22 protein-coding genes are annotated in these 20,877 nt (G+C 68.4%); 10 read left to right on the top strand and 12 right to left on the bottom strand.

The features are described 5' to 3' along the window. Positions 1-3: 3 nt before the first annotated feature. The 7 genes from FHW78_RS04985 to FHW78_RS05015 form a co-directional block, all read right to left on the bottom strand. A complete protein-coding gene (locus FHW78_RS04985; protein WP_203322149.1) occupies positions 4-459 on the bottom strand; it encodes a nuclear transport factor 2 family protein in 456 nt (151 codons plus the stop codon). A 43-nt stretch (positions 460-502) separates the two neighbouring features. Further along, the gene (locus FHW78_RS04990; RefSeq protein WP_183638490.1) at positions 503-1,477 is read right to left on the bottom strand and encodes a DMT family transporter; all 975 of its coding nucleotides are present in this window, start codon (positions 1,475-1,477) and stop codon (positions 503-505) included. A 76-nt stretch (positions 1,478-1,553) separates the two neighbouring features. Continuing rightward, positions 1,554-2,381, bottom strand: a complete 828-nt coding sequence (locus tag FHW78_RS04995) for an AraC family transcriptional regulator (RefSeq protein WP_183638492.1) — start codon at positions 2,379-2,381, stop codon at positions 1,554-1,556. A gap of 266 nt (positions 2,382-2,647) precedes the next feature. Further along, positions 2,648-3,040, bottom strand: coding sequence for an STAS/SEC14 domain-containing protein (locus FHW78_RS05000; RefSeq protein WP_183638495.1), 393 nt, complete (start codon positions 3,038-3,040; stop codon positions 2,648-2,650). Positions 3,041-3,116: 76 nt separating this feature from the next. Continuing rightward, positions 3,117-3,629 carry a hypothetical protein gene (locus FHW78_RS05005; RefSeq protein ID WP_225562512.1) on the bottom strand — a complete coding sequence of 171 codons (513 nt, stop codon included), beginning with the start codon at positions 3,627-3,629 and terminating at the stop codon, positions 3,117-3,119. Positions 3,630-3,727: 98 nt separating this feature from the next. Continuing rightward, entirely contained in the window at positions 3,728-4,348 is a 621-nt protein-coding gene (locus FHW78_RS05010; RefSeq protein WP_183638498.1) for a glutathione S-transferase, read from the bottom strand. Between the two features lie 59 nt (positions 4,349-4,407). After that, on the bottom strand, positions 4,408-5,145 hold the full coding sequence (locus FHW78_RS05015) for a GNAT family N-acetyltransferase (protein ID WP_255443141.1): 738 nt from the start codon (positions 5,143-5,145) through the stop codon (positions 4,408-4,410). 239 nt (positions 5,146-5,384) lie between these two features. On the opposite strand from FHW78_RS05015, the gene FHW78_RS05020 reads away from it, so the two are divergent. Then, the gene (locus FHW78_RS05020) at positions 5,385-5,741 is read left to right on the top strand and encodes a DUF1428 domain-containing protein (RefSeq protein ID WP_183641153.1); all 357 of its coding nucleotides are present in this window, start codon (positions 5,385-5,387) and stop codon (positions 5,739-5,741) included. A gap of 107 nt (positions 5,742-5,848) precedes the next feature. On the opposite strand, the gene FHW78_RS05025 is transcribed toward FHW78_RS05020, so the two are convergent. Next, the gene (locus FHW78_RS05025; protein ID WP_183638501.1) at positions 5,849-8,035 is read right to left on the bottom strand and encodes a hypothetical protein; all 2,187 of its coding nucleotides are present in this window, start codon (positions 8,033-8,035) and stop codon (positions 5,849-5,851) included. Positions 8,036-8,173: 138 nt separating this feature from the next. Here FHW78_RS05025 and FHW78_RS05030 point away from each other — a divergent pair, with 138 nt between their 5' ends. Next, positions 8,174-8,914 carry a ThuA domain-containing protein gene (locus FHW78_RS05030; RefSeq protein ID WP_255443142.1) on the top strand — a complete coding sequence of 247 codons (741 nt, stop codon included), beginning with the start codon at positions 8,174-8,176 and terminating at the stop codon, positions 8,912-8,914. Here the strand turns inward: FHW78_RS05030 and FHW78_RS05035 are convergent, their stop codons facing one another. Beyond that, positions 8,915-9,448, bottom strand: a complete 534-nt coding sequence (locus FHW78_RS05035) for a nuclear transport factor 2 family protein (protein ID WP_183638504.1) — start codon at positions 9,446-9,448, stop codon at positions 8,915-8,917. A 56-nt stretch (positions 9,449-9,504) separates the two neighbouring features. Between FHW78_RS05035 and FHW78_RS05040 the strand changes: the two genes are divergently transcribed. From FHW78_RS05040 to FHW78_RS05060, 5 genes are all read left to right on the top strand, one after another. Next, entirely contained in the window at positions 9,505-10,788 is a 1,284-nt protein-coding gene (locus FHW78_RS05040) for an ectonucleotide pyrophosphatase/phosphodiesterase (RefSeq protein WP_183638507.1), read from the top strand. Between the two features lie 49 nt (positions 10,789-10,837). Then, positions 10,838-12,361 carry a DNA-3-methyladenine glycosylase 2 gene (locus FHW78_RS05045; RefSeq protein WP_183638510.1) on the top strand — a complete coding sequence of 508 codons (1,524 nt, stop codon included), beginning with the start codon at positions 10,838-10,840 and terminating at the stop codon, positions 12,359-12,361. Next, positions 12,358-12,864 (top strand): methylated-DNA--[protein]-cysteine S-methyltransferase, encoded by a 507-nt coding sequence (locus FHW78_RS05050; protein WP_183638512.1) that lies wholly within the window; start codon positions 12,358-12,360, stop codon positions 12,862-12,864. Before FHW78_RS05045 ends, FHW78_RS05050 begins: the two co-directional genes overlap by 4 nt. A 26-nt stretch (positions 12,865-12,890) precedes the next feature. After that, complete coding sequence (gene hutI, locus FHW78_RS05055; RefSeq protein WP_183638514.1) at positions 12,891-14,123, top strand: imidazolonepropionase; 1,233 nt, start codon at positions 12,891-12,893, stop codon at positions 14,121-14,123. Between the two features lie 87 nt (positions 14,124-14,210). Next, entirely contained in the window at positions 14,211-14,843 is a 633-nt protein-coding gene (locus FHW78_RS05060; protein WP_183638516.1) for a LysE family translocator, read from the top strand. Positions 14,844-14,951: 108 nt separating this feature from the next. Here the strand turns inward: FHW78_RS05060 and FHW78_RS05065 are convergent, their stop codons facing one another. Beyond that, entirely contained in the window at positions 14,952-15,128 is a 177-nt protein-coding gene (locus FHW78_RS05065) for a 30S ribosomal protein THX (protein ID WP_183638518.1), read from the bottom strand. A gap of 113 nt (positions 15,129-15,241) precedes the next feature. Beyond that, positions 15,242-15,649: a MerC domain-containing protein gene (locus FHW78_RS05070; RefSeq protein WP_183638521.1), complete on the bottom strand. Its 408-nt coding sequence runs from the start codon at positions 15,647-15,649 to the stop codon at positions 15,242-15,244. Positions 15,650-15,746: 97 nt separating this feature from the next. Here FHW78_RS05070 and FHW78_RS05075 point away from each other — a divergent pair, with 97 nt between their 5' ends. The 3 genes from FHW78_RS05075 (at position 15,747) to FHW78_RS05085 (ending at position 20,257) form a co-directional block, all read left to right on the top strand. Next, entirely contained in the window at positions 15,747-17,930 is a 2,184-nt protein-coding gene (locus FHW78_RS05075) for a TonB-dependent receptor (RefSeq protein WP_183638524.1), read from the top strand. A 675-nt stretch (positions 17,931-18,605) separates the two neighbouring features. Beyond that, positions 18,606-19,043: a MarR family winged helix-turn-helix transcriptional regulator gene (locus FHW78_RS05080; protein WP_183638527.1), complete on the top strand. Its 438-nt coding sequence runs from the start codon at positions 18,606-18,608 to the stop codon at positions 19,041-19,043. Continuing rightward, on the top strand, positions 19,040-20,257 hold the full coding sequence (locus tag FHW78_RS05085) for an MFS transporter (RefSeq protein WP_255443143.1): 1,218 nt from the start codon (positions 19,040-19,042) through the stop codon (positions 20,255-20,257). The genes FHW78_RS05080 and FHW78_RS05085 overlap by 4 nt, the downstream gene beginning before the upstream one ends. A gap of 113 nt (positions 20,258-20,370) precedes the next feature. Here FHW78_RS05085 and FHW78_RS05090 read toward each other — a convergent pair whose 3' ends face one another. After that, complete coding sequence (locus tag FHW78_RS05090; RefSeq protein WP_183638529.1) at positions 20,371-20,871, bottom strand: transcriptional repressor; 501 nt, start codon at positions 20,869-20,871, stop codon at positions 20,371-20,373. Between the last annotated feature and the right edge of the window lie 6 nt (positions 20,872-20,877).

Consider the following 20,877-nt stretch of genomic DNA (forward strand, 5'->3'; position numbering starts at 1 on the left):
CCGCTAAGGAGCCTCGGCCAACCGGCTGGCGTGACTGGCGGCAAGCTTCCAACCGTCGGGATACCGGATCCAGGTATCCGTGAAACGGAAATCGGCGGTGAACGCCTGCCCCTGCGAATCACCCTCGACGTGGGTCACTCCAGTGACGATCGCCGCATCGCCATGCAGGCGGATCCGCTGGTCCCGGTTGCGGAACACCCGGTAGCGCGGTTCCCGGCTCGCCACTTCGGCGAGGTTGGCGGCCAGGCCGGTGACCACGCCGCGCGAATCGACCAGAGTGAAGCCCGGATCCAGATGGCGCTCCAGGGTTTTCGCGTCGCCGCCCTCGAATGCGCGGCACAGGATCGTTTCCACCGCCAGGATGTCGCGCCGGTCCTCGGCTTCGCCGGCCTGCGCCCAGGAAGACGCCGCGAGCAGCGCCCACAGCACAGTCGCCCTTCCCCACATCGCCTTTCGCATCGCCCTGCCCCGCTCCGGGATTGCCGGCGATGGTAACGCGTCGCTACAGGCCGTGGCCGTCCTCGGCGCGCAGCACCGGTTCCGGTTTCACCCGCACGGCCCACAGCACGCCGCCGATCAGCAGACCGATGCCGATCAGGGTCAGCGGGCGTGGCATCTGCCCGCGCAGCATGAACGCATAGGCCAGCGCCGCCAGGGTCTCGAACACGATCAACTGCCCGACCAGCGCAGTTGGCAGGCGCTGGCTGGCCTGGTTCCAGCACAGCGTGCCCAGCCACGAGGCGAACAGGCCGATCGCCACCATCAGGGCGATGAAGAACTCCGGGCGTGGTCCCAGCGGCATCGGGAAGTCCGCGCCACGCAGCTTCATCACGCCCCACAGCAGCGCGTAACCCAGCAGCGCCAGCGGCAGAATCGCCACGCCCTGCGCGGTCGCCCACGCGCGCGGACTGCGATCCGGATGCGCGCGCAGCCAATCGGCGTTGCGCAGCGGATACCAGGTCCAGCAGGCCACCGCGATCAGCGCCAGCAGCGCGCCGCTGGCGTATCGCCATGGATCGGCCTGCGGGTCGTCGCGCAGTGCCTGCAGTTCCACCTGGTTGACGCAGGCGATGCCCAGCACGATCAGCACCAGCGAAGGCGCCAGCCGGCCCCAGGGCAGGCGTCCGTCACGGTGGCCGTTGCGCAGGTTGGCGCTGATCGCGATCACCACCGGCAGGGTGCCGATGATCATGGTCGGCACCGGCGCGCCGGCGCGCTGGATGGCGCTGGCCAGGCACAGGTAGTACAGCAGGTTGCCGATGGCCGCGAGTTTGAGCGCCTCGCGCCAATCGGCCGCGCGCAGCCGGCGCAGTTCGGCGCGATCGAAGGCGGCCAGCGGCAGCGCGATCAGGCCGAATGCCAGGTAGCGTCCCACCGATTGCAATGCGGCGGGATACTCCGGCAACAGCAGTGGCCCCACGAACACCAGGCCCCACATCAGCCCGGCCGCCAGCGCGTACAGCGTTCCCACCCACATCGTCGTGTTCGTCCGTCCGGAAAACACCGACTCTAGAAGGCGTTCCCGGTCCCGTCTTGCACCAGATTGCGCCGGCTCAGCCGCGCACCTGGCGCTGGTAGCGCGCCGGGGTGACGCCGTAGCGGCGTGCGAACGCCCGGGTCAGGTGGGCCTGATCGGCCATGCCGGTGGCCGCGGCCACGTCGGCCGGGGACTCGCCCGCGCCCAGGCGCCGCTTGGCGTCGTGCACGCGCAGGGCCATCAGCATCTGCTGCGGAGTGACGTGATACTGGTCGCGGAACCGGCGCAGGAAATGGAATGGGCTGAGCCCGGCGACGGCCGCGAGTGACTCCAGGCTGACCCGCTGGTCCAGGTGCGCGTGCAGGTAGTCGATGACGCCGCCGAAGCGCTGCGTGCGTTCCGCGCCCTCGGGCCGGCCGACGTGGGCATGCTCCCGCAAGGTCTCCAGCAGTTGCAGCAGCAGGCCATCGAAGGCCAGTGGCTCGGCGCGCGCGTGCCACAGCGCATCGAGCAGCGCGGTGACCCGCGACGCGCGCGTGGGATCCGGGCGCACGGCATCGGCGAACCACCAGCCGGATTCGCCGGTGATCTCCTCCAGCGCCGCGCGATCCAGATAGATCATCCGGTAGCGCCAGCCATCCTCGGTTTCCGCGCGTCCGGTGTGCAACGCCTCGGGGTTCATCAGCACCAGCGAACCGGCCGATGCCAAGTGATCCGCGCCGGCATAGCGGAAGCGTTCCGCCCCGGATTCGATGGCGCCCAGTCCGAACGCCTCGTGGGTATGCGGATCGAAAGCGTGCCGGACGATATGCGCGCGGTACAGTTCCACGCCCGGCCGGTGCGGCGGGTGCAGGAACTGGGCCGCGTCACGGGGGGATTCGAATTGTTCCGGCACGCCTTGCATCGGCTCATCATGCCACCGGTCGGCCACCCTCGCCGCCTTTGGCCGCCGCCGCCCCCGTGCGGCGTTGATGCGCGTACAGGGGCCACGGAAAGGCCGCGACGGACCCCGGCAGGACCTGGCGCAGGGAGATTCGATGAAAACCTTCTACATCCGCTCGCTGCATTGGCTCGCGATGCTGGGTTTCCTGCTGCTCGGCGCGGCGGTGAGCGCCAGCCTCGGCGCCCTGCTGGGTTGAGCGCCCGCGATATTCCGGAGCGCCCCCGGGGTCAGGGCGGATCGTTGCCCTCGGGCGTGACCTCGGCGGCCCACGCCAGCGCCTGCTCCGCTTCGGCGGGCTCGAACGCGCGCACTTCCGTCGCCGGCAGCAGGTGCCCGGCGAACTCGGAAATCCGGCCCAGCCATTGCTTGTCGGTCACCACCGCCGCGCGCGCGAAGCGCGAATACTCGCCCAACTTCTGCACCGCGTAGCGCAGATCCTTGGCCATCGCCTCGGCGCTCAGGCCGGTCATGCCGGCGAGATCGGTGAAGATGCCGATGCGGCGGTACTCGTGCAGGCGCGCCTCGATCTCGGCGATGCACCGGTCGTAGTCCTCGCCGGTGAGCTGGCCGCTGAAGCGGAAGGCCGCCACGTGCGGCGGGGCGGGAATGCCTTCGATCATGCGCGGACTCCTGCGATGGGTTTCATCGCATGCTCACCGCGGGCGCGTCGCGAAAACGTCAACGCCGGCAAGGGCCTCAATCGATCCGGTAGACCCGTGCCTTGGGCGTGTCTTCCTCGACCTGCAGGAACCAGCGTCCGGCCACGCCGGGCACCACCACGATCTCGGGCGATTCCAGCGGGCGCGACAGCTTCATCTTGCCTTTCAGGACCTTCCACTGCTGGCCGTTGTCCAGTTCGAACACGGTCCCCGGCTCCCAACCGGCCACGGTGCCCTTGAGGCGCGCGTGGATGGGCTCGTCGTTGAGGCCAATCAGCGAACTTTCATCGCGTGGCCGGCGCTCCGGCGCCTGCGTGCGGGCGATGACCTCTGCGCGCTCCTGCGCGCGCGCCTCGACCTGTTCGCCGAGCAGGCGGTTGAGCAGTTCCAGTTGCGCCGGGGTGAGCTGGTCCAGGCCGGTGGCGCGCATCTGCTCGGCGGTGAGCCGCTGTTCGATGTTGACGTGCGGGGCCTTTGGCTCCTGTTGCGCGAACGCCGCCGGCATCCACGCCATCGCCAATCCCGCCAGCAGCCAAGCCTTGATCTTCATGTGTCCGCCCTTGCCCGGCGCGTCCGGCATGGGCGCGCTTTACGGTTTCGTGAAGATCCTGCTGCGATGAAATGACAGGAACATGACAGCAACCCGGCTCAGGCGTCGTGGGTGTCGCCGGATAGCGGCGTGGCCCGCATCGACGGACGCTGCGCGAAGGCGTCGAACCAGGCCGCCAGACGCGGCCGTCCCGGCCGGAACGGCGGCAGCTCGCGGAACGCCAGCCAGTCCAGGGCGGTGGCAACGGCGATATGTCCCACATGCGGCGGCGCATCGACGTCCAGTTCCTGTTCCAGCCAGTCGTAGCTGGCCAGCAGCTTGTCGATGTAGCCGTCGCGCAGCGGCGGGTAGCGCAGCGGTTCGGGACGGCGCACGGTCTCCCAGCGCACCGCGATGCCGGCCTCGCACAATCCCTGCGCCACCGCCTGCACCCGCAGCGCATGCCAGCGCGCTTCGCCGTCGGCGGGAATCAACCGCGCGCCGGTGTGCAGGGTGTCAAGGTAGGCGCAGATCACGTCCGAATCGAAGATCGCCGGCTGTCCTGGGCGCAGCAGTACCGGCACCTTGCCCAGCGGGTTCTGCCGGAACACCGCCTCGTTGCGCAGCACCGGGCTGGTCTCGTGGTGGATCACCTCCAGCCGCTCGGCCAGGCCGGCCTCGTGGGCGAACACCAGCGCCTTGCGCGCATAGGGCGAATGGGTCTGGTAGAGCAGTTGCATGGATACCCCGCGTGCCGGAGAAAGGTGAATCCTCCGGATTGGGACGACGGAAGAACCTTTCAACCGTGGCGTTTCGATCGCCGCGTCCAGGCCCGCCGCAGCGACCAGAATCCGATGTCGCGCCGATGCCGGAAACCCAGCCGCTCATACAACTGCAGCGCGCGCGGGTTCTCGTGGCTCACGTGCAGGAACGGCAACGCGCCACGGGCAAGCGTGTCGTTGACGAGCATGGCGGTCAGCCGGCCGGCGTAGCCGCGGCCGTTGAAATCCGGGTGGGTGCAGATCGCGCTCATCTCGCGGCACTCTCCCGTTCCCAGGCGCTCGCCGATCATCGCGGCCAGGCGTCCGTCCTGGTAGATGCCGAAGTAGCGGCCCATGTCCATGGTGCGTTCACGGAAGTAGTGCGGATAGACCAGCGCGGTCAGTGCCAGCACGTCGGCGCGATGCGATTCGCCCAGCGACAGGATCTCCGGCCCCTCGGCCACCGGCAGCGGCGTCGTGCGGACCATCTGCGCCAGTGGCCGGAACGTCTCCAGCCGCCAGCCCGGCGGTGCTTCCGGTACCACACCGATCAGGTAGACGGATTCGCCGGGCGCGACCAGCACCTCCAGCTCCGCGCCAATGTCCCCGTCGGCGGCGCTCGCCACGCCCAGGAACGGTGCATATTCGGCGGGGTAGCGCGCCACCGCGCCCGCACGCAGCGCGATGCCGCGGTGCAGGCTTTGCAGCGCGGACCAGAACGGATTGTCGAGTGCGGCGTGGACGCGAGGTTCGAGGACTTCGGTATTCATCGTCATGCGGTGCATTCGCGGCGATGCAGCGGACGCATCCCGGCGTTCGCCCATGTTAACCGTGCCGTCACGCCAACACCCGGGTCCCTCCGGCATATCTGATGGCGCCGCATGGACCGCTGTCCTCGCGGCCCCTGCCTGAACAGGGCCCCGGCCATTGTCGATTTCCGCCTTGCCCGTTCGTCGACACCAGGAAGGTCCGTATCCCGGACCTTTCATTCCTCTCAAAGCACAGGAGCTCCACCATGTCGTACATCGACGGTTTCCTCATCGCCGTTCCAAACGCCAACAAGGAGAAGTTCATCGCCCATGCCGGCGAATTCGATCCGATTTTCATGGAGCTCGGCGCCATCCGCGTCATCGAATGCTGGGGCGACGACGTCCCGGACGGGCAAGTCACCGATTTCCGCCGCGCGGTGAAGGCCACCGACGAGGAGACCGTGGTGTTCTCCTGGATCGAATGGCCGGACAAGGCGACCCGCGACGTCGGCATGAAAAAGATGATGGAGGATCCGCGCATGGATGCCGCCAATCCCATGCCCTTCGACGGCAAGCGGATGATCTTTGGTGGCTTCGCGCCCGTGGTGGATCTGAAAAAGTAATCCCCCGGAGAACCGTGGAGCGGAGCTCGCTCCGCTGCTCCTGCGCGCGGTGTCGTCCGTGGCTGGGCAAACCCGTCACCCGTCGATACCTTGACCCATGCGCCCGCTCAGGGCACACCCAGCCGGGTGTGCCCGGTGGAGATGCGCCGCTCGATCACGACAGGCGTGGCGCCTTCGCCCTGCCCTTGTTCCCAGAGCAGCAGAAACGGCGCCCCGCGGTTTTCAATTTCCAGTTCGGCGCCATTGGCGATGCTGCGCCAACGCAGATCGACACGGCCGTCGCCGATGCGGACATTTTCGACGGCCAGGCGATCCCAGCCGGCCGGCGGCCGCGGTGCGAACCGCAGCCGCTTCGCCAGCGCATCCACGTCCAGTCCGAGCATGCCGTGGACAGCCGCGGACAGGAACGCCGCCGAGGACCAGGTCTGTTCCGGCACCGATTCGCGCTGCGGCTCCGGACGATCGCCGCGCATGACCTCGTGCATGTGCCCCGGCGAATCCGCGCCCGCCCAGGACACCAGGCTGCGCCATAGCGTCGCCGCCTGCTCCGGCCTGCCCGCGCGCCACAGGGTCTCGGCCGCCATCGCGGTGCCCAGCCCCCACACGCTGCCGCGCGAATAGGCTTCCGGGTCGTAGTCGGCGGCCGTGTCCGGCCGGCTGCGCAGTCCCCACGCGGCAAGGTAGGCCGGCCGTGAGAGCTGGCCCAGCGTGGCGTCCACTTCCGCATCCGTGGCCGCCCCGGAACGGATGGCCGCCAGATCCGCCGGCGAGGTGCTTTCCCCGGCTTTGCCGGCGTGACTGAAGCCGCTGATCCAGCGCCGGCCGGCCTCGTCGCGATAACGCTTGCGCAACTGGATGCGCGCCTGCCCGGCGGCACTGGCGGCTTCGCGACCCAGTACTTCGTCACCCTGCACCCGCGCCAACGCCGACATGGCCTGCGCGGTCTCGACCCAAGCCGCCGACAGGGTCAACTCGTCGGTCAGGCGATCCTGCTCGTTCGCGCTCATCTTGTCGGCCGGCACGCGCGGCAGGCCGTCATCGGGATCGCGCGTGGACAGGCAATAGCGGTAGACCCTGAGGACGGCGGGCCAGTGCCGGCGCAGGAATCCGGTGTCGCCGCTGGCGCGGACGTATTCAGCCAGCACACCGATGAAATCGAACGCGATGTCGACATGCACGTACATGTACGGATAGTCGCCGGCCCAGTCCAGGAAGCCCGCGCTCTGCGACATCTCGTGCCAGATCATGCCGTTGTCCGGATGCTGGTAGCGCAGGATGAACGCCAGTTCCTCCGCCGCGCGCTCGAAGCGTCCTTCGTGGATCAACGCACGCGTGCCGACCAGTCCGTCACCGGCGAAATACCACGCGTACTGCGGACGCCGCGCGCCGTGCGATGGCCCGTAACCGGCGACCAGGCCGCAGCCCAGCCGGGCGTTGCAGGTCCACGCCTGCTCCAGCGCAATCTGGGCCCAGCCCAGTGCCCGATTGGCATCGGCATCGGGCGTGGTGACGCGGAGCCGTTCGGAGGACACGAAACGCGCCGCGTCTTCCGCCGACGCGGGCTGTTGCAATGCCGCGGTGGTGGCATGCACGTCCTCGTCCGCCTCGCTCTGCCCGGCGAACAGCAGTTCCGCGCAACGTTTCGTGCCGCAGGCTTGCGGCTGCAGGCGCAGGAACAATGGCAGGCCGAACTCGCTGCCACGCCGATCGTTGTTCGGCTCGCTGTGCTCCGTCGCCTGCGGCGAGGACACCAGCGCACGGAACTGCCGGCGTGGTTCGCTGATCAGGAATCCTTTCGCCCGCGCGTCCCAGGCCAGCTCCTGCCCGCCCACCGCCGCCGGCCACATCAGGTTGAGCGACGGCCGGAAACGGATTTCCAGTCCGATGTCTTCGCCTTCCATTTCGTAGCGCACGATGACACCGGGCAAACGGCCACGCGCCTCCACGCGCTCGCGCAGCGAAAAACCCGGCCCCGCGTAGTGCCGGGTCATCCCCAGCGGATCCACTTCCGCCGAAACCAGATAGGCCAGCCCGTCGCGCATCTTTCCGTCGATCACGAATCCAGGCCGATAGCCTGCCGCGATCTGCAACGGAAACGTCCACAGTTCCAGCCCGTCCTCGGAATACCCCCCGGCGAAGGCTCGCAGGCCGTGCGCCGAGAGGTAGCGGTTCTCGCGCGGCAGTTCAATCGACCAGCGCGGAAGTTCGTACGACGTCGACGCCGGTTCCGCCGCGGAAACCGGCACCGACACGAATGACAGCAACAGGCAGAGCAGACCCGGCCAATGGCGCATGGAGAACCTCGTGGGGGGAGCGCGTCCTGCGGTGGATGTTCCTGGTTCGCACCCTAAGCCATCGCCCCGCATGACCGCCAATTGCAGCGCAGCATGGTGTCCACTGAAACCATCCGGCCGCTGTGGCAGACTCGTCGCATGATGCCGCGAATCCTTCTCCGCGCCCTGGTGTTGGCGATGTGCTGCGTGGTTTCCGCGGCGGCCATCGCGGCTGCCCCGCCCTCGCGCGTGCTGATCTTCAGCAAGACCGCCGGTTTCCGCCACGATTCCATCCCCGTGGCGGTGACCGCGCTGCGCGAGATCGCCCGCCGGCAGTCACTCGATGCGGATACCAGCGAGGATGCCTCGGTGTTCGCGCCGGTTCGATTGCAGCGCTACCGCGCGGTGATCTTCGTCAACACCACCGGCGACATCCTGGATCCGGAACAGCAACGGGCGCTGGAAGGCTTCATCCGCGCAGGCGGCGGTTTCATGGGCGTGCACGCGGCGGCGGATACCGAATACGACTGGCCGTGGTACGGCGAACTGGTCGGTGCGTGGTTCCTCGGCCATCCACCCGGGCTGCAGACCACCCGCGTGCGTTTCGGCCACGATGGCATCGCGGCGCGTGGACGCGAATGGCGGGTCACCGACGAAATCTACAACTACCGGCGCAACCCGCGCGGTTCGGCCGAAGTGATCGCGACAGTGGACGAGCACGACTACACCGGCGGGACCATGGGCGATGATCATCCGATCGCCTGGTGCCACGGTTTCGAAGGCGGCCGTGCCTGGTACACGGGGCTGGGCCATGACATGGCGATGTATTCGGACGCGACCTTCCTGCGTCATCTCCGGCGCGGCCTGCGCTACGTGACCGGACGCGCGGACGCGTGCTGATCAGGCGGCCGGGCAGGCATCGCGGCGTCCCGCCTCGAACGCCTTGACCCCCGCTTCGTCGACCGGTAGCGGACGCACGCCGTCGTCGAAAATCACCCGCCACTGACCGTCGCGATCCTGCTGCCACACCGATCCGAAGCGTCCCAGCCGATGGCTGCCGTCCTTCGGATTGCGGTACAGCGCCGGACCGCTGGAGTAGGCCGTGCGGCCGTCGCCGCCGACCGAGACCCGCTCCGGATACCAGCGCAGTTCCAGCGCCTTGCCTTCGATCAGCGGCATCCAGTCGGCCACGATGGCGTCACGACCGCGGGTGGGCTGATGACCCACGCCGAACACCGCGTCGGCGTGGAGGAAGCCGGCGAAGGCGGTGGCGTCGTGCCGTGCGAGGGCGTCGGCGAAGCCGAGTTCCCGCGTCCAAACCGCGCATCGCGCGTCGCTTGCCATCCCCGGGTGCGGCGGCGGCTCAACGGCCGCGACGCCCGTCGCCAGGCCCGCCAGCCCCAGCAGGGCCGAAAGTCGTAGACCGTCTGTCATGCGAAGTTCTCCGAAACCTGCCAAGCTTTGCGCATTCCATTCCCATCCGTCCTTCCATGCGCCTGCCATTCGTCAGGGCCGCGTGGCTGGCCGCCGCATTGCTGCTGTCGGCCGGCTGCGCGACCCGCGCTCCGCACTCCGCCTCCATTCCCCCCCGGGAACCCGCCACCCTCCTGCTGATCTCGCTCGACGGCGTTCGCGCCGAATACCTCCAGCGCGGCATCACGCCCCATCTGACCCGGCTGGCCGAGGACGGCGTGCGCGCCGAGTGGATGAATCCCTCCTACCCCTCGCTGACCTTCCCCAACCATTACACCCTTGTCACCGGCCTGCGCCCGGATCATCACGGCATCATCAGCAACACGATGTTCGACGAGCACCTGGGCAACTTTTCGCTGAGCGACCGCGAAGCGGTGGGCGACTCTCGCTGGTGGAGCGGTGAACCGATCTGGGTTGGCGCGGAGAAGGCCGGGCTGCGTACGGCGACCATGTTCTGGCCGGGTTCCGAAGCCGCCGTGCAGGGCGTCCGCCCCACCCAGTGGTTCCCGTTCGACAAGGCCTTCGCCATCGATGATCGCGTGCGCCAGGTGCAGGCCTGGCTGGATCTGCCGGCGACCGAGCGGCCGCGCCTGATCACGCTGTATTTCGAGCACGTGGACACCGCCGGCCATGACAACGGCCCGGCTTCGCGCAATGTCGAGGACACCCTGAAGGCGATCGATGCCGCCATCGGCCAGCTCGTCGACGGCATCGACGCCCGCGGCGAACGCAATCGCGTGAACCTCATCGTGGTCTCCGATCACGGCATGACCGCGACGTCGCCCGAGCGCGTGATGGTCATCGAGGATCGGGTGTCCCCGGATGATGCGGACGCCATCACCGTCGGCCAGGTGGTCGGTTTCAACCCCCGCCCCGGCCGTGAGGCCGCCGCCCAGCGGCAGTTGCTCGGCCGACGCGATCACGCCGAATGCTGGCGCAAGCAGGACATGCCCGCGCGCTGGCATTACGGCACCCATCCGCGCGTGCCTGCGATCGTCTGCCAGGCCGACGAAGGCTGGCTGCTGGTGAAACGCGAGGCGATCGAACGGTGGCGCCGCAACGGCTGGAAGGGCGGCGGCTCGCATGGCTACGACCCGGCGCTGCCCTCGATGCGCGCGATCTTCCTGGCGCGCGGTCCGGCGTTCCGGCACGGCCTTGTCGTGCCCGGCTTCGACAATGTCGACGTCTATCCGCTGCTGGCCCGCCTGCTGGGCGTCACGCCCGCGCCCAACGATGGCGATCCGCGGACCCTGCTGCCGATCCTGAGCGACGCCGAGGCTGCTTCAGCGTCCCGGCATTGATGTCCGAAAACGGTGAGTCGGGGGCCATGGGCGGTGCTAGCCTGCACGCATGTCCTCCGCCCCCTTCCCCGCCGGCCTGCCCGATCACCGCGTCTGCGAACAGGCGCGGCTGAGCCGTGACCCACGCTTCGACGGCCTGTTCTTCACCGCCGTCACCAGCACCCGCATCTACTGCCGGCCGGTCTGTCCCGCGCCGGCGCCGAAGCCGGCCAACGTCACCTACTATCCGAACGCCGCCGCGGCGGAGGCCGACGGCTTCCGCCCCTGCCTGCGCTGCCGGCCGGAACTGTCGCCCAGCGACGGCGCCTGGCGGCGGGGCGATGAAACCGTCGCACGGGCACTGAAGCTGATCGACCAGGGCGCGCTGGCCGATCGCCCGCTGGCGGATCTGGCCGGTTCGCTGGGACTGGGCGAACGCCAGTTGCGGCGCCTGTTCAACGATCGGCTGGGTGCCAGCCCGGTCGGCGTGCACGGTACCCGTCGGTTGCTGTTCGCCAAGCAACTGCTCACCGAGACGCGCCTGCCAATCACCCAGGTCGCGCTGGCGGCGGGATTCGGCAGCCTGACCCGTTTCAACACCACCTTCCGCGAGGCCTACCGGATGGCGCCTCGCGATCTGCGCAAGCGCGAATCGACGGTGGAAGACGAAGGCGTCGCCCTGCGGCTTGGTTACCGGCCACCGTATGACTTCGAGGCCATGCTGGACTTCCTGCGCGGCCGCGCCCTGCCCGGCGTCGAGTACGTGGACGCGGACAGCTACGCGCGCGTCATCGGCGGCGCCGACGCGCCGGGCTGGCTGCGGGTCATCCGCTGGAGCGCGAAGCCCGACGATCACGCGCTGCGGCTGGAACTGCATGGCGCCGCGCCGGCGCAGTTGCTCGCCATCGTCAACCGGATCCGCCGCATGTTCGACCTGGATGCGGATCCGCAGGCGATCGCGCGGGCGCTGGGTGCCGATTCGCGCCTGCGCCCGCTGCTGCGCAAGCGCCCCGGCCTGCGCCTGCCCAGCGGCTGGGACGGCTTCGAGATCGCGGTGCGCGCGATCATCGGCCAGCAGGTCAGCGTGGCCGCCGCGCGCACGCTCACGGCGCGCCTGGCCCAGCGGCATGGCACCCCGTTGCCGGTCCCGTTCGGCACCGGACTCGCGCACCTGTTCCCCTCCGCCGAGGCATTGGTCGATGTCGATCTCACCGCGATCGGCCTGACCCGTGCCCGCGCCGCCACCATCAACACGATGGCGCGCGCACTGCTGGAAGACCGCGTGGATTTTCGCGGCGAACGCACGCTGGACGATTTCACCGCGCGCTGGGTCGCCCTGCCGGGCATCGGTCCGTGGACGGCCAACTACATGGCCATGCGCGCGCTCGGCCATCCCGACGCATTTCCCGCCGACGATCTGGTATTGCAGAAAGCCGTGCCCACCGACGGCAGCCGGATGACCGCGAAAGCCCTCACCGCCCGCGCCGAGGCGTGGCGCCCCTGGCGCGCGTACGCGGTGATCCAACTGTGGCGCGACAGCATGCCCGCTCCCAAACCCTTGCCTGCTTCACCATTGCCCGTGTCCACGCCATGAACACTCCCTTGCACTACCGCCACATCGACAGCCCGGTCGGCCCGCTGCTGCTGGTGGCCGACGACGCCGCGCTGCGCGTGATCGAATTCGACAATCCGCGCCATCCGTACAAGCGTTCACCGGACTGGCAACCGGGCGACAACCCGGTGATGCGCGAAACCGCGCGCCAGCTGGGCGAGTACTTCCGCGGCGAGCGCCAGCAGTTCGATTTGCCGCTCGCGCCGCAGGGAACCGACTTCCAGCGCATCGTCTGGCACACGCTCGCCGACATTCCCTACGGACAGACCATCAGCTACGCGGAACTGGCGCGGCGCGTGGACAAGCCGACCGCCACCCGCGCGGTCGGCGCGGCGAACGGGCGCAATCCGCTGCCCATCGTGCTGCCCTGCCATCGCGTGATTGGCGCGGACGGCAGTCTGACCGGATTCGGCGGCGGCCTGCCGACCAAGCAGTACCTGCTGACCCTGGAGGGCGCGCTGCCGGCGGGCGATCTGTTCGATTGAATACCGTGGCGTTCTAGAATGACCGCATGAGCGCTTCCTCCACGCATCCCTCCGACGGCGTCCTGCTGGACGCAAACCTGATCACATTGACTGGCGATGCCGGCTATGGCGTCATCGAGCAGGGCGTGCTGGCCTGGCGCGATGGCCTGCTCGATTTCGTCGGTTCCCGCGCGGATTGGGAGCGTCTCGGCAACGATGGCGATCGCCCGGCGCTGCGTGCCGAAGGCCAATGGGTGAGCCCGGGCCTGGTCGACTGCCATACCCACACCGTTTTCGCCGGGGATCGCGCCGGCGAGTTCGAACAGCGCCTGCAAGGCGTCAGTTACGAAGAAATCGCTCGCGCCGGCGGCGGCATCGTGTCCACCGTGCGCGCCACCCGCGCCGCCAGCGAGGACGAACTGCTGGCGCAGTCGCTGCCCCGCGCGCGCGCGCTGCTCGCCGATGGCGTGACCACCCTGGAAATCAAGTCCGGCTACGGCCTGGATCTGGCCAACGAGCGCAAGATGCTGCGGGTCGCGCGCCGGATCGGCGAGCAGCTCGGCATCACCGTGCGCACCACCTTCCTTGGCGCGCACGCGTTGCCGCCGGAATACAGCGGACGCGCCGACGCGTACATCGACGCGGTATGCGAATGGCTGCCGCAGCTGCATGCCGAAGGGCTGGTCGATGCGGTGGACGCCTTCTGCGAGCGCATCGCCTTCGATGCCGCGCAGACCCGCCGGGTGTTCGAGGCCGCGCGCGCACTCGGCCTGCCGGTCAAGCTGCATGCGGATCAGTTGAGCGACGGTCATGGCGCCGCGCTGGTCGCCGAGTTCGACGGCCTGTCGGCGGACCACGTCGAGTACACCTCCGAGGACAGCGTGCGCGCGATGGCGGGGCACGGCACGGTCGCGGTGCTGCTGCCGGGTGCCTTCCACGTGCTGCGCGAAACCAGGCTGCCGCCGCTGGAGGCGTTCCGCGCCCACGGCGTGCCGATGGCGGTGGCGACCGACTGCAATCCCGGCACCGCGCCCCTGCAGTCGCTGCGACTGGCGATGTCGCTGGCCTGCACGCACTTCCGGCTGACTCCGGAAGAAGCACTGCGCGGCGCCACCACGCAAGGCGCACGCGCGCTTGGCCTGGCGGATCGCGGTGCGCTCGCGGTCGGGCGGCGCGCGGATTTCGTGCTCTGGAACATCGCCCAGCCCGCGCAGTTGAGCTACTGGCTGGGCGGCGAGCTGGTGGCGGGCGTGTATGCCGGTGGCCGGCGGGTGCGCTGACGATTCGCCGCTCCCTTCGCTCCCGCTGGCGACGAACCTTCGCCAGTGGCGCGGCTCCCACACTTTCCTCCCCCCGAGAACACCGACATGCCGCAGTCGTCCACCCTGGTCGCCTTCGCCCTCATCTGCCTGGGCATGGTGCTGACACCGGGTCCGAACATGATCTACCTAGTGTCCCGGTCGATTTCCCAGGGACGCATGGCCGGCCTTGTTTCGCTGGGCGGCGTCGCCCTGGGTTTCGTGTTCTATGTGCTTTGCGCGGCCTTTGGCATCACCGCGTTGATGATGGCGGTTCCCTACGCCTACGACGCATTGCGGCTCGCCGGCGCGCTGTACCTGCTCTACCTCGCCTGGCAGGCCATCCGGCCCGGCGGACGCTCACCGTTCCAGGTACGCGACCTGCCCCAGGATGGCCCCCGCAAGCTGTTCGCGATGGGTTTCGCCACCACGCTGCTCAATCCGAAAGTCGCGGTGATGTACCTGTCGCTGCTGCCGCAGTTCATCGACCCCGCGCACGGCAGCGTGCTGTCCCAGTCGCTGCTGCTCGGGTTCACCCAGATCTCGGTGAGCGTCAGCGTCAATGCGTTGATTGTCGCCATGGCCGGTTCGATCGCCCTGTTCATCGGGCAACGCCCACTGTGGCAGGTCGCGCAACGCTGGCTGATGGGCACCGTGCTGGCCGGCCTGGCGACGCGCATGCTGGTCGAGGGCCGGCGCTGACAGGGCGGGAGCACGCAGGCCACGCGGTATCGGCGCAAAGAAAAACCCCGGCGCGAGCCGGGGTTTTCTTTTTCCCGTCGCCGGATCCGCGGATCCGGTACGAAAGGCTCAGGCCTTGGCGACGGCCTTCTTGGCCACGGCCTTCTTGGCCGGCGCCTTCACCACGGTCTTCTTGGTGGTCGCCGTCGCGGCGACACCGGCCTTGGCCACGGTGCTCTTGCGCGCGTTGCCGTAGCTGGACACGTAGCGCTTGCCCTTGGCGGTTTTGCGGTCACCCTTGCCCATCGTTGTTCTCCTGATTCATTGAATTGCCGCGCTGGCGAAACGACCCGGGCGGGGTCGTGCGCGAGGCCGCAAAGCCTATCACAGCGGGGCCTGAAAGCCTTGACCCGCGTGTCTCAGTGCGCGCAGCTGGCGTCGTGGATGTGCCAGTGGTTCAGGCGCAGGTTGACCACGTGGGCCAGCCCGACCAGGGTGCCGCCCAGGGTCATGACGACGGCGTGGACGATTGCCGATTCGTGCAGCGGTGGGTAGAGCACCCCCGCCCAGAGGGTGACAAGACCCACGATCAGGAGCCCCAGCGCCCGGAATGCGCGATGGCGACGATAGCCCCAGAGCAGGCTGAACAGGCCGAGCACGGTCACGAAGACCACGAATGCACGTTCGAAACCGTCGCCCAGCCAGGCGGACAGGCCCAGCGACGGAATCGCCGCGAGCAGGAACGGGGTCAGCGCGCAGTGGACGGCGCAAATCAGGGAACCGGTGGCACCAAAGCGATCCAGCAGGCGGCGGAAACGTTCGTTCATGGCGGCAAGTATGACTTCCGGGAGGGGTACCTTTTCGGTATTGGTATATTATAACATTCGTCAAGTCCCCCTCCATTCATTCGGACCGCCTCCCCACATGAAGCCATTCCGCTCCCTCCCCCGCCGCCATCTGCTTGCCCGTGCCCTGGCTGTCGCCGTCCTCGTTCCGGCCGGCGCCACGGCGATCGCCGCTGACGCCGACACGACCCGCACTCCCCGGGACCTGGACGCCGTGGTGGTGACCGCCTCGCCGCTGAAGGGCAGCGCGGAATCGCTGGCCAAGCCGGTGGAAGTGCTGGTCGGCGAGGAACTGGACCGCAGCAAGGCCGCCACCCTGGGCGACACCGTCTCCAAGCTGCCCGGCGTGCAGACCACCTTCTTCGGCACCGGCGTCGGCCGCCCGATCATCCGCGGCCAGGAAGGCCCGCGCGTGCAGGTGCTGTCAGGCGGCATCGGCTCGATGGATGCTTCCACCGTCAGCGCCGACCACGCGGTCAGCATCGAGCCGTTCCTGGCCGATCAGATCGAAGTGCTGAAAGGCCCCGCCACCCTGCTGTTCGGCAGCGGCGCGATCGGCGGCGCGGTCAACGTGGTCGACGGCCGCCTGCCCGACACCCTTCCGGAAGATCCTTTCAGCGGCCGGGTGGAAGTACGCGGCAACACCGTCAACGACGAGCGCAGCGGCATGTTCCGGCTCGACGGGGTCAACGGCAACTGGGTCCTGCATGTGGACGGCCTGGTACGCAACACCGACGACTACGACATTCCCGGCTACGCGGTGCTCGAACACCATGACGAAGGCGAAGAGGATCACGCGCACGAGGAAGAGCAGCCCAAGGGCACGCTGCCGAACAGTTCGGTGCGCACCCGTGCCGGCGCGGTCGGCGCGACCTGGCTGGGCGAAAAGGCGTACTTCGGCCTGGCCGCCAGCACCTACCGCAACAACTACGGCATTCCCGCCGGCGCGCACGTGCATGACGACGGCCACGGCCACGGCCACGAGCACGAAGGCGAGGAAGAGGAAGCACACGAGGAAGAAGGTCCGGTCCGCATCGACATGGTGCAGAACCGCATCGACGTGAAGGCCGGCGTCTACGATCCGTTCTCGTTCCTGCAGGCGATCAACCTGCGCGGCGCCTACAACGATTACGAGCACGTCGAACTGGAAGGGGGCATGCCGGCCACCCGTTTCACCAACCGCGGCCGCGAATTGCGCCTGGAAGCGGTGCAGAAGGAGTTCCACGGCTGGCGTGGCGCGTTCGGCCTGCAGTACGGTCGCAGCGATTTCGGCGCGATCGGCGAGGAAGCCTTCGTCCCGGATACCCTCACCGATACCCTCGGCGTGTTCGTGGTGCAGGAAAAGGACTTCGGCCCCTGGAAACTCGAACTCGGTGGCCGCCATGAGCAGGTCAAGCTGGATCCGCAAGGCCATGCGAACCGCGATTTCGACGTGACCAGCCTGTCGGGTGCGGCGATCTGGCGCATCAATCCGGTCTTCGATCTGCGCTTCGGCCTGGACAGCTCCGAGCGCGCCCCCACCAACGAGGAACTGTTCGCCGGCGGCACGCACGTCGCCACGCAGTCGATCGAAGTCGGCGACGCCAATCTGGACAAGGAGCGTGGCCGCCGCGCGGAAATCGGCCTGCACGCGCATACCGATCGCATTGACTTCAAGCTGGCGGTCTACCAGACCAACTTCAAGGACTTCATCTATCTGGCCGACACCGGTGTCGAGGAAGGGCTGCCGGTGCGGCTGTGGACGCAGCAGGATGCGAAGTTCAAGGGCGTGGAAGCCGAAGCACGGATCAAGCTGGTTGATTCCGAGCAGGCCGGTGCCTGGGATCTGCGCCTGTTCGGCGACCGCGTGCGTGCGGAGCTGGACGGCACGGGCACGCGTCGCGTGCAGCTCGCCGTGCCGCACGACGACCACTTCCATCGCTACACGATCGACCTCGCCCAGGGCGGCAATCTTCCGCGCATCGCCCCGGCCCGCCTCGGTGCCGACCTGAACTGGTCGCTGGGCGGCTGGCGCGCATCGGTGGGGACGGTTCGCTACGCCAAGCAGGACGACGTCGCGCAGAACGAGGAGCCCAGCCCCGGCTACACCCTGGTCGATGCGCACCTGGCGTATCGCTGGGATCGGCCGGAAACCAGCTGGGAACTGTTCCTGGACGGCAGCAACCTGACCGACAAGGAAGCCCGCCCGCATACCTCGTTGCTGCGTGATTTCTCGCCGCTGCCGGGCCGCGGCGTGGCGTTCGGCATCCGCGCCTACTTCTGACGGGCCTCTCTCCGCCTGTGCGAAGCACGGCCACCCGCAAGGGTGGCCGTTTTGCTTATGGGGGCCACAGAACGGGCCCGCCTGTAGCGCCGGGCTTGCCCGGCGGCTTCAACGTTCCCACGAGCGGATCGGTTCCAGCGGAGCAAGCTCCGCTCTACGACGGTGGATTCCTCCTGTAGCGCCGAGCTTGCCCGGCGGCGTCAACCTTTTCGAGAACGGATGTTCCAGCGGAGCAAGCTCCGCTCTACGACGGTGGATTTCTCCTGTAGCGCCGGGCTTGCCCGGCGGCGTCAACCTTTTCGCGAACGGATGTTCAGCGGAGCAAGCTCCGCTCTACGACGGTGGATTCCTCTTGTAGCGCCGGGCTTGCCCGGCGGCGTCAACTCTCCCGCGAACGGATCGTTCCAGCGGAGCAAGCTCCGCTCTACGGCGGTGGATTCCTCCTGTAGCGCCGGGCTTGCCCGGCGGCTTCAACGTTCCCACGAGCGGATCGTTCCAGCGGAGCAAGCTCCGCTCTACGGCGGTGGATTCCTCCTGTAGCGCCGGGCTTGCCCGGCGGCGTCAACTTTCCCGCGAGCGGGTCGTTCCAGCGGAGCAAGCTCCGCTCCACGGCTAGGAGTTGTTGATTTATGTGTATATGCACATATAATCAGCTCCCGCCCCGGGTCCGCGTCCATGTCCTCCTTCCGCAGCCCCTGCACCTGCTTCCATCTGCGCCGGGCGACCCGTCGGGTCACCCAGATCTACGACCGCGAACTGGCGGCGGTGGATCTGAGCCTCAATCAGTACAGCATCCTGCGCCGCGCCGGCGAATCGCCGCGCACGCTCGGCAGCCTGGCCGACGAACTCGGCATGGATCGCACCACCCTCACCCGCAACCTCAAACCACTGCTGGCCGTCGGCCTGCTGGCCGAGACGCGCGGCGAGGATGCGCGCCAACGCCTGCTGCAACTGAGCGATGCCGGCCGCCAGCGGCTGGAGGCGGCACGCCCACACTGGCAGCGCGCACAAGGGATCATCGACGAGGCGTTCGGTGCCGACGCGGTCGCCCGCCTGCATGCCGATCTCGACAAATTGACCGAACGCCTGCATTACCAGGAGTCCGCACAATGACCGCCAGTCCCCGCATGCCTTGGGCGTTGCTGCTCGCCGCCGCCGCCACGCTCATGATCACGATGGGCGCGCGCCAGACCACCGGTCTGTTCGTTGCGCCGATCCACGAGAGCACCGGTGTCGGCATCGCCGCGATCAGCTTCGCGATGGCGATCGGCCAATTCACCTGGGGCGCGGTGCAGCCGGTGTTCGGCGCGTTCGCCGACAAGCGCGGATCGACCGGCGTGCTGGTGCTGGGCGCGGTGCTGCTGGCGATCGGCCTGGCGATGACACCGTGGATGAAGTCGCAATGGGGCCTGATGTTCACCCTCGGCCTGCTCACCGCCGCCGGCGCGGGCGCGGGCAGTTTCTCCATCCTGATCGGCGCCACCGCGCAGCAGATGGCGCCGGAACAGCGTTCCTTCGCCGCCGGTTTCATCAACGCCGGCGGTTCGATGGGCCAGTTCGTGTTCGCGCCACTGGTGCAGATGATGATCAGCGTCGCCGGCTGGGCCACCGCGATGTACGGCCTGGCGCTGGCTTCACTGGCAGCGATTCCGCTGGCCTGGCCGCTGCGCCGGCGGGTGGCGCCCGCATCGGCCACGGGCGCGTCCGCGCCTGCGGAGATCACCCTGCGCGAACAGCTCCGCATCGCCCTGCGCGATCGCAGTTACTGGATGCTGCACCTGGGCTTCTTCACCTGCGGCGTGCACATCGCCTTCCTGGTCACCCACCTGCCCGGCGAGATCGCGCTGTGCGGTCTGCCGGCCAGTGTGTCCGCCGCTTCCATCGCGCTGATCGGCCTGTTCAACGTCGCCGGCAGCCTCGCCGCCGGCGCGCTGGGCCAGCGCTTCCGGATGAAGTGGATCCTGGCGGTGATGTACGCCAGCCGCGCGGTGATGATCGCGATCTACCTGCTGTCGCCGCCCACGCCGATCACCTTCTACGTGTTCGCCGCGGCGCTGGGCTTCACCTGGCTGGCCACCGTGCCGCCGACCGCGGGCCTGGTCGGCAAGCTGTTCGGTCCACGCTACCTGGGCACGCTGTTCGGCCTGACCCTGCTGTCGCATCAACTGGGCGGTTTCTTCGGCGCCTGGCTGGGCGGGGTAACGATGGAACGCTTCGGCAACTATTCATTGATGTGGTACGCCGACATGGCCTTGGCGCTGCTGGCCGCCGCGGCCAACCTGCCGATCCGCGAGGAGGCGCCGAGGCTCAAGCTGGCGACGGCTTGATCATTCCGGATTCCCCTAGAATGTCGCCTGTGGGAGCGACGTAAGTCGCGATGCCTTTCGCGCATCCGTTCATCGCGACTTACGTCGCTCCCACAACACAATTGCATTCCAATTCAATCCGCGCTAGCGGCTTCCGCGCAGCGGGCGCACAGGCCGTGCACTTCCAGGGTCTGCGCCTGTGGCAGGAAGCCCAGCGCCTTGGCGCGTTGCTCCAGTTGACCCACCACCTCGCGATCCTCCAACTCCACCGCGCTGTGGCAGCGATCGCAGATCAGGAACGGCACCGAATGCTGGGCGCTGTTGGGATGGTGGCAGGCGACGAAGGCGTTGACCGATTCCAGCTTGTGGACAAAACCGTTCGCCATCAGGAAATCCAGCGCGCGGTACACGGTCGGCGGGGCGTCCGCGCCCACGCCCTTGGTGGCGCGCACCCAGTCGAGCAATTCATAGGCCTTCACCGGCTTGCCGGCGTCGGCGATCAGCTCCAGCACGCGCGCACGGATCGGGGTCAGCCGCAGGCCGCGCTCCTGGCAGGCGTGCTCGACCGCGCGCACGAAACCGCGCGCGTCGCTGACATGGTGCTTCGGATCCGTACAACTGTGCGTCTTGGGCATGGGGTC

The sequence above is a fragment of the Pseudoxanthomonas sp. OG2 genome, assembly GCF_014192765.1.
Taxonomy (GTDB): domain Bacteria; phylum Pseudomonadota; class Gammaproteobacteria; order Xanthomonadales; family Xanthomonadaceae; genus Pseudoxanthomonas_A; species Pseudoxanthomonas_A beigongshangi.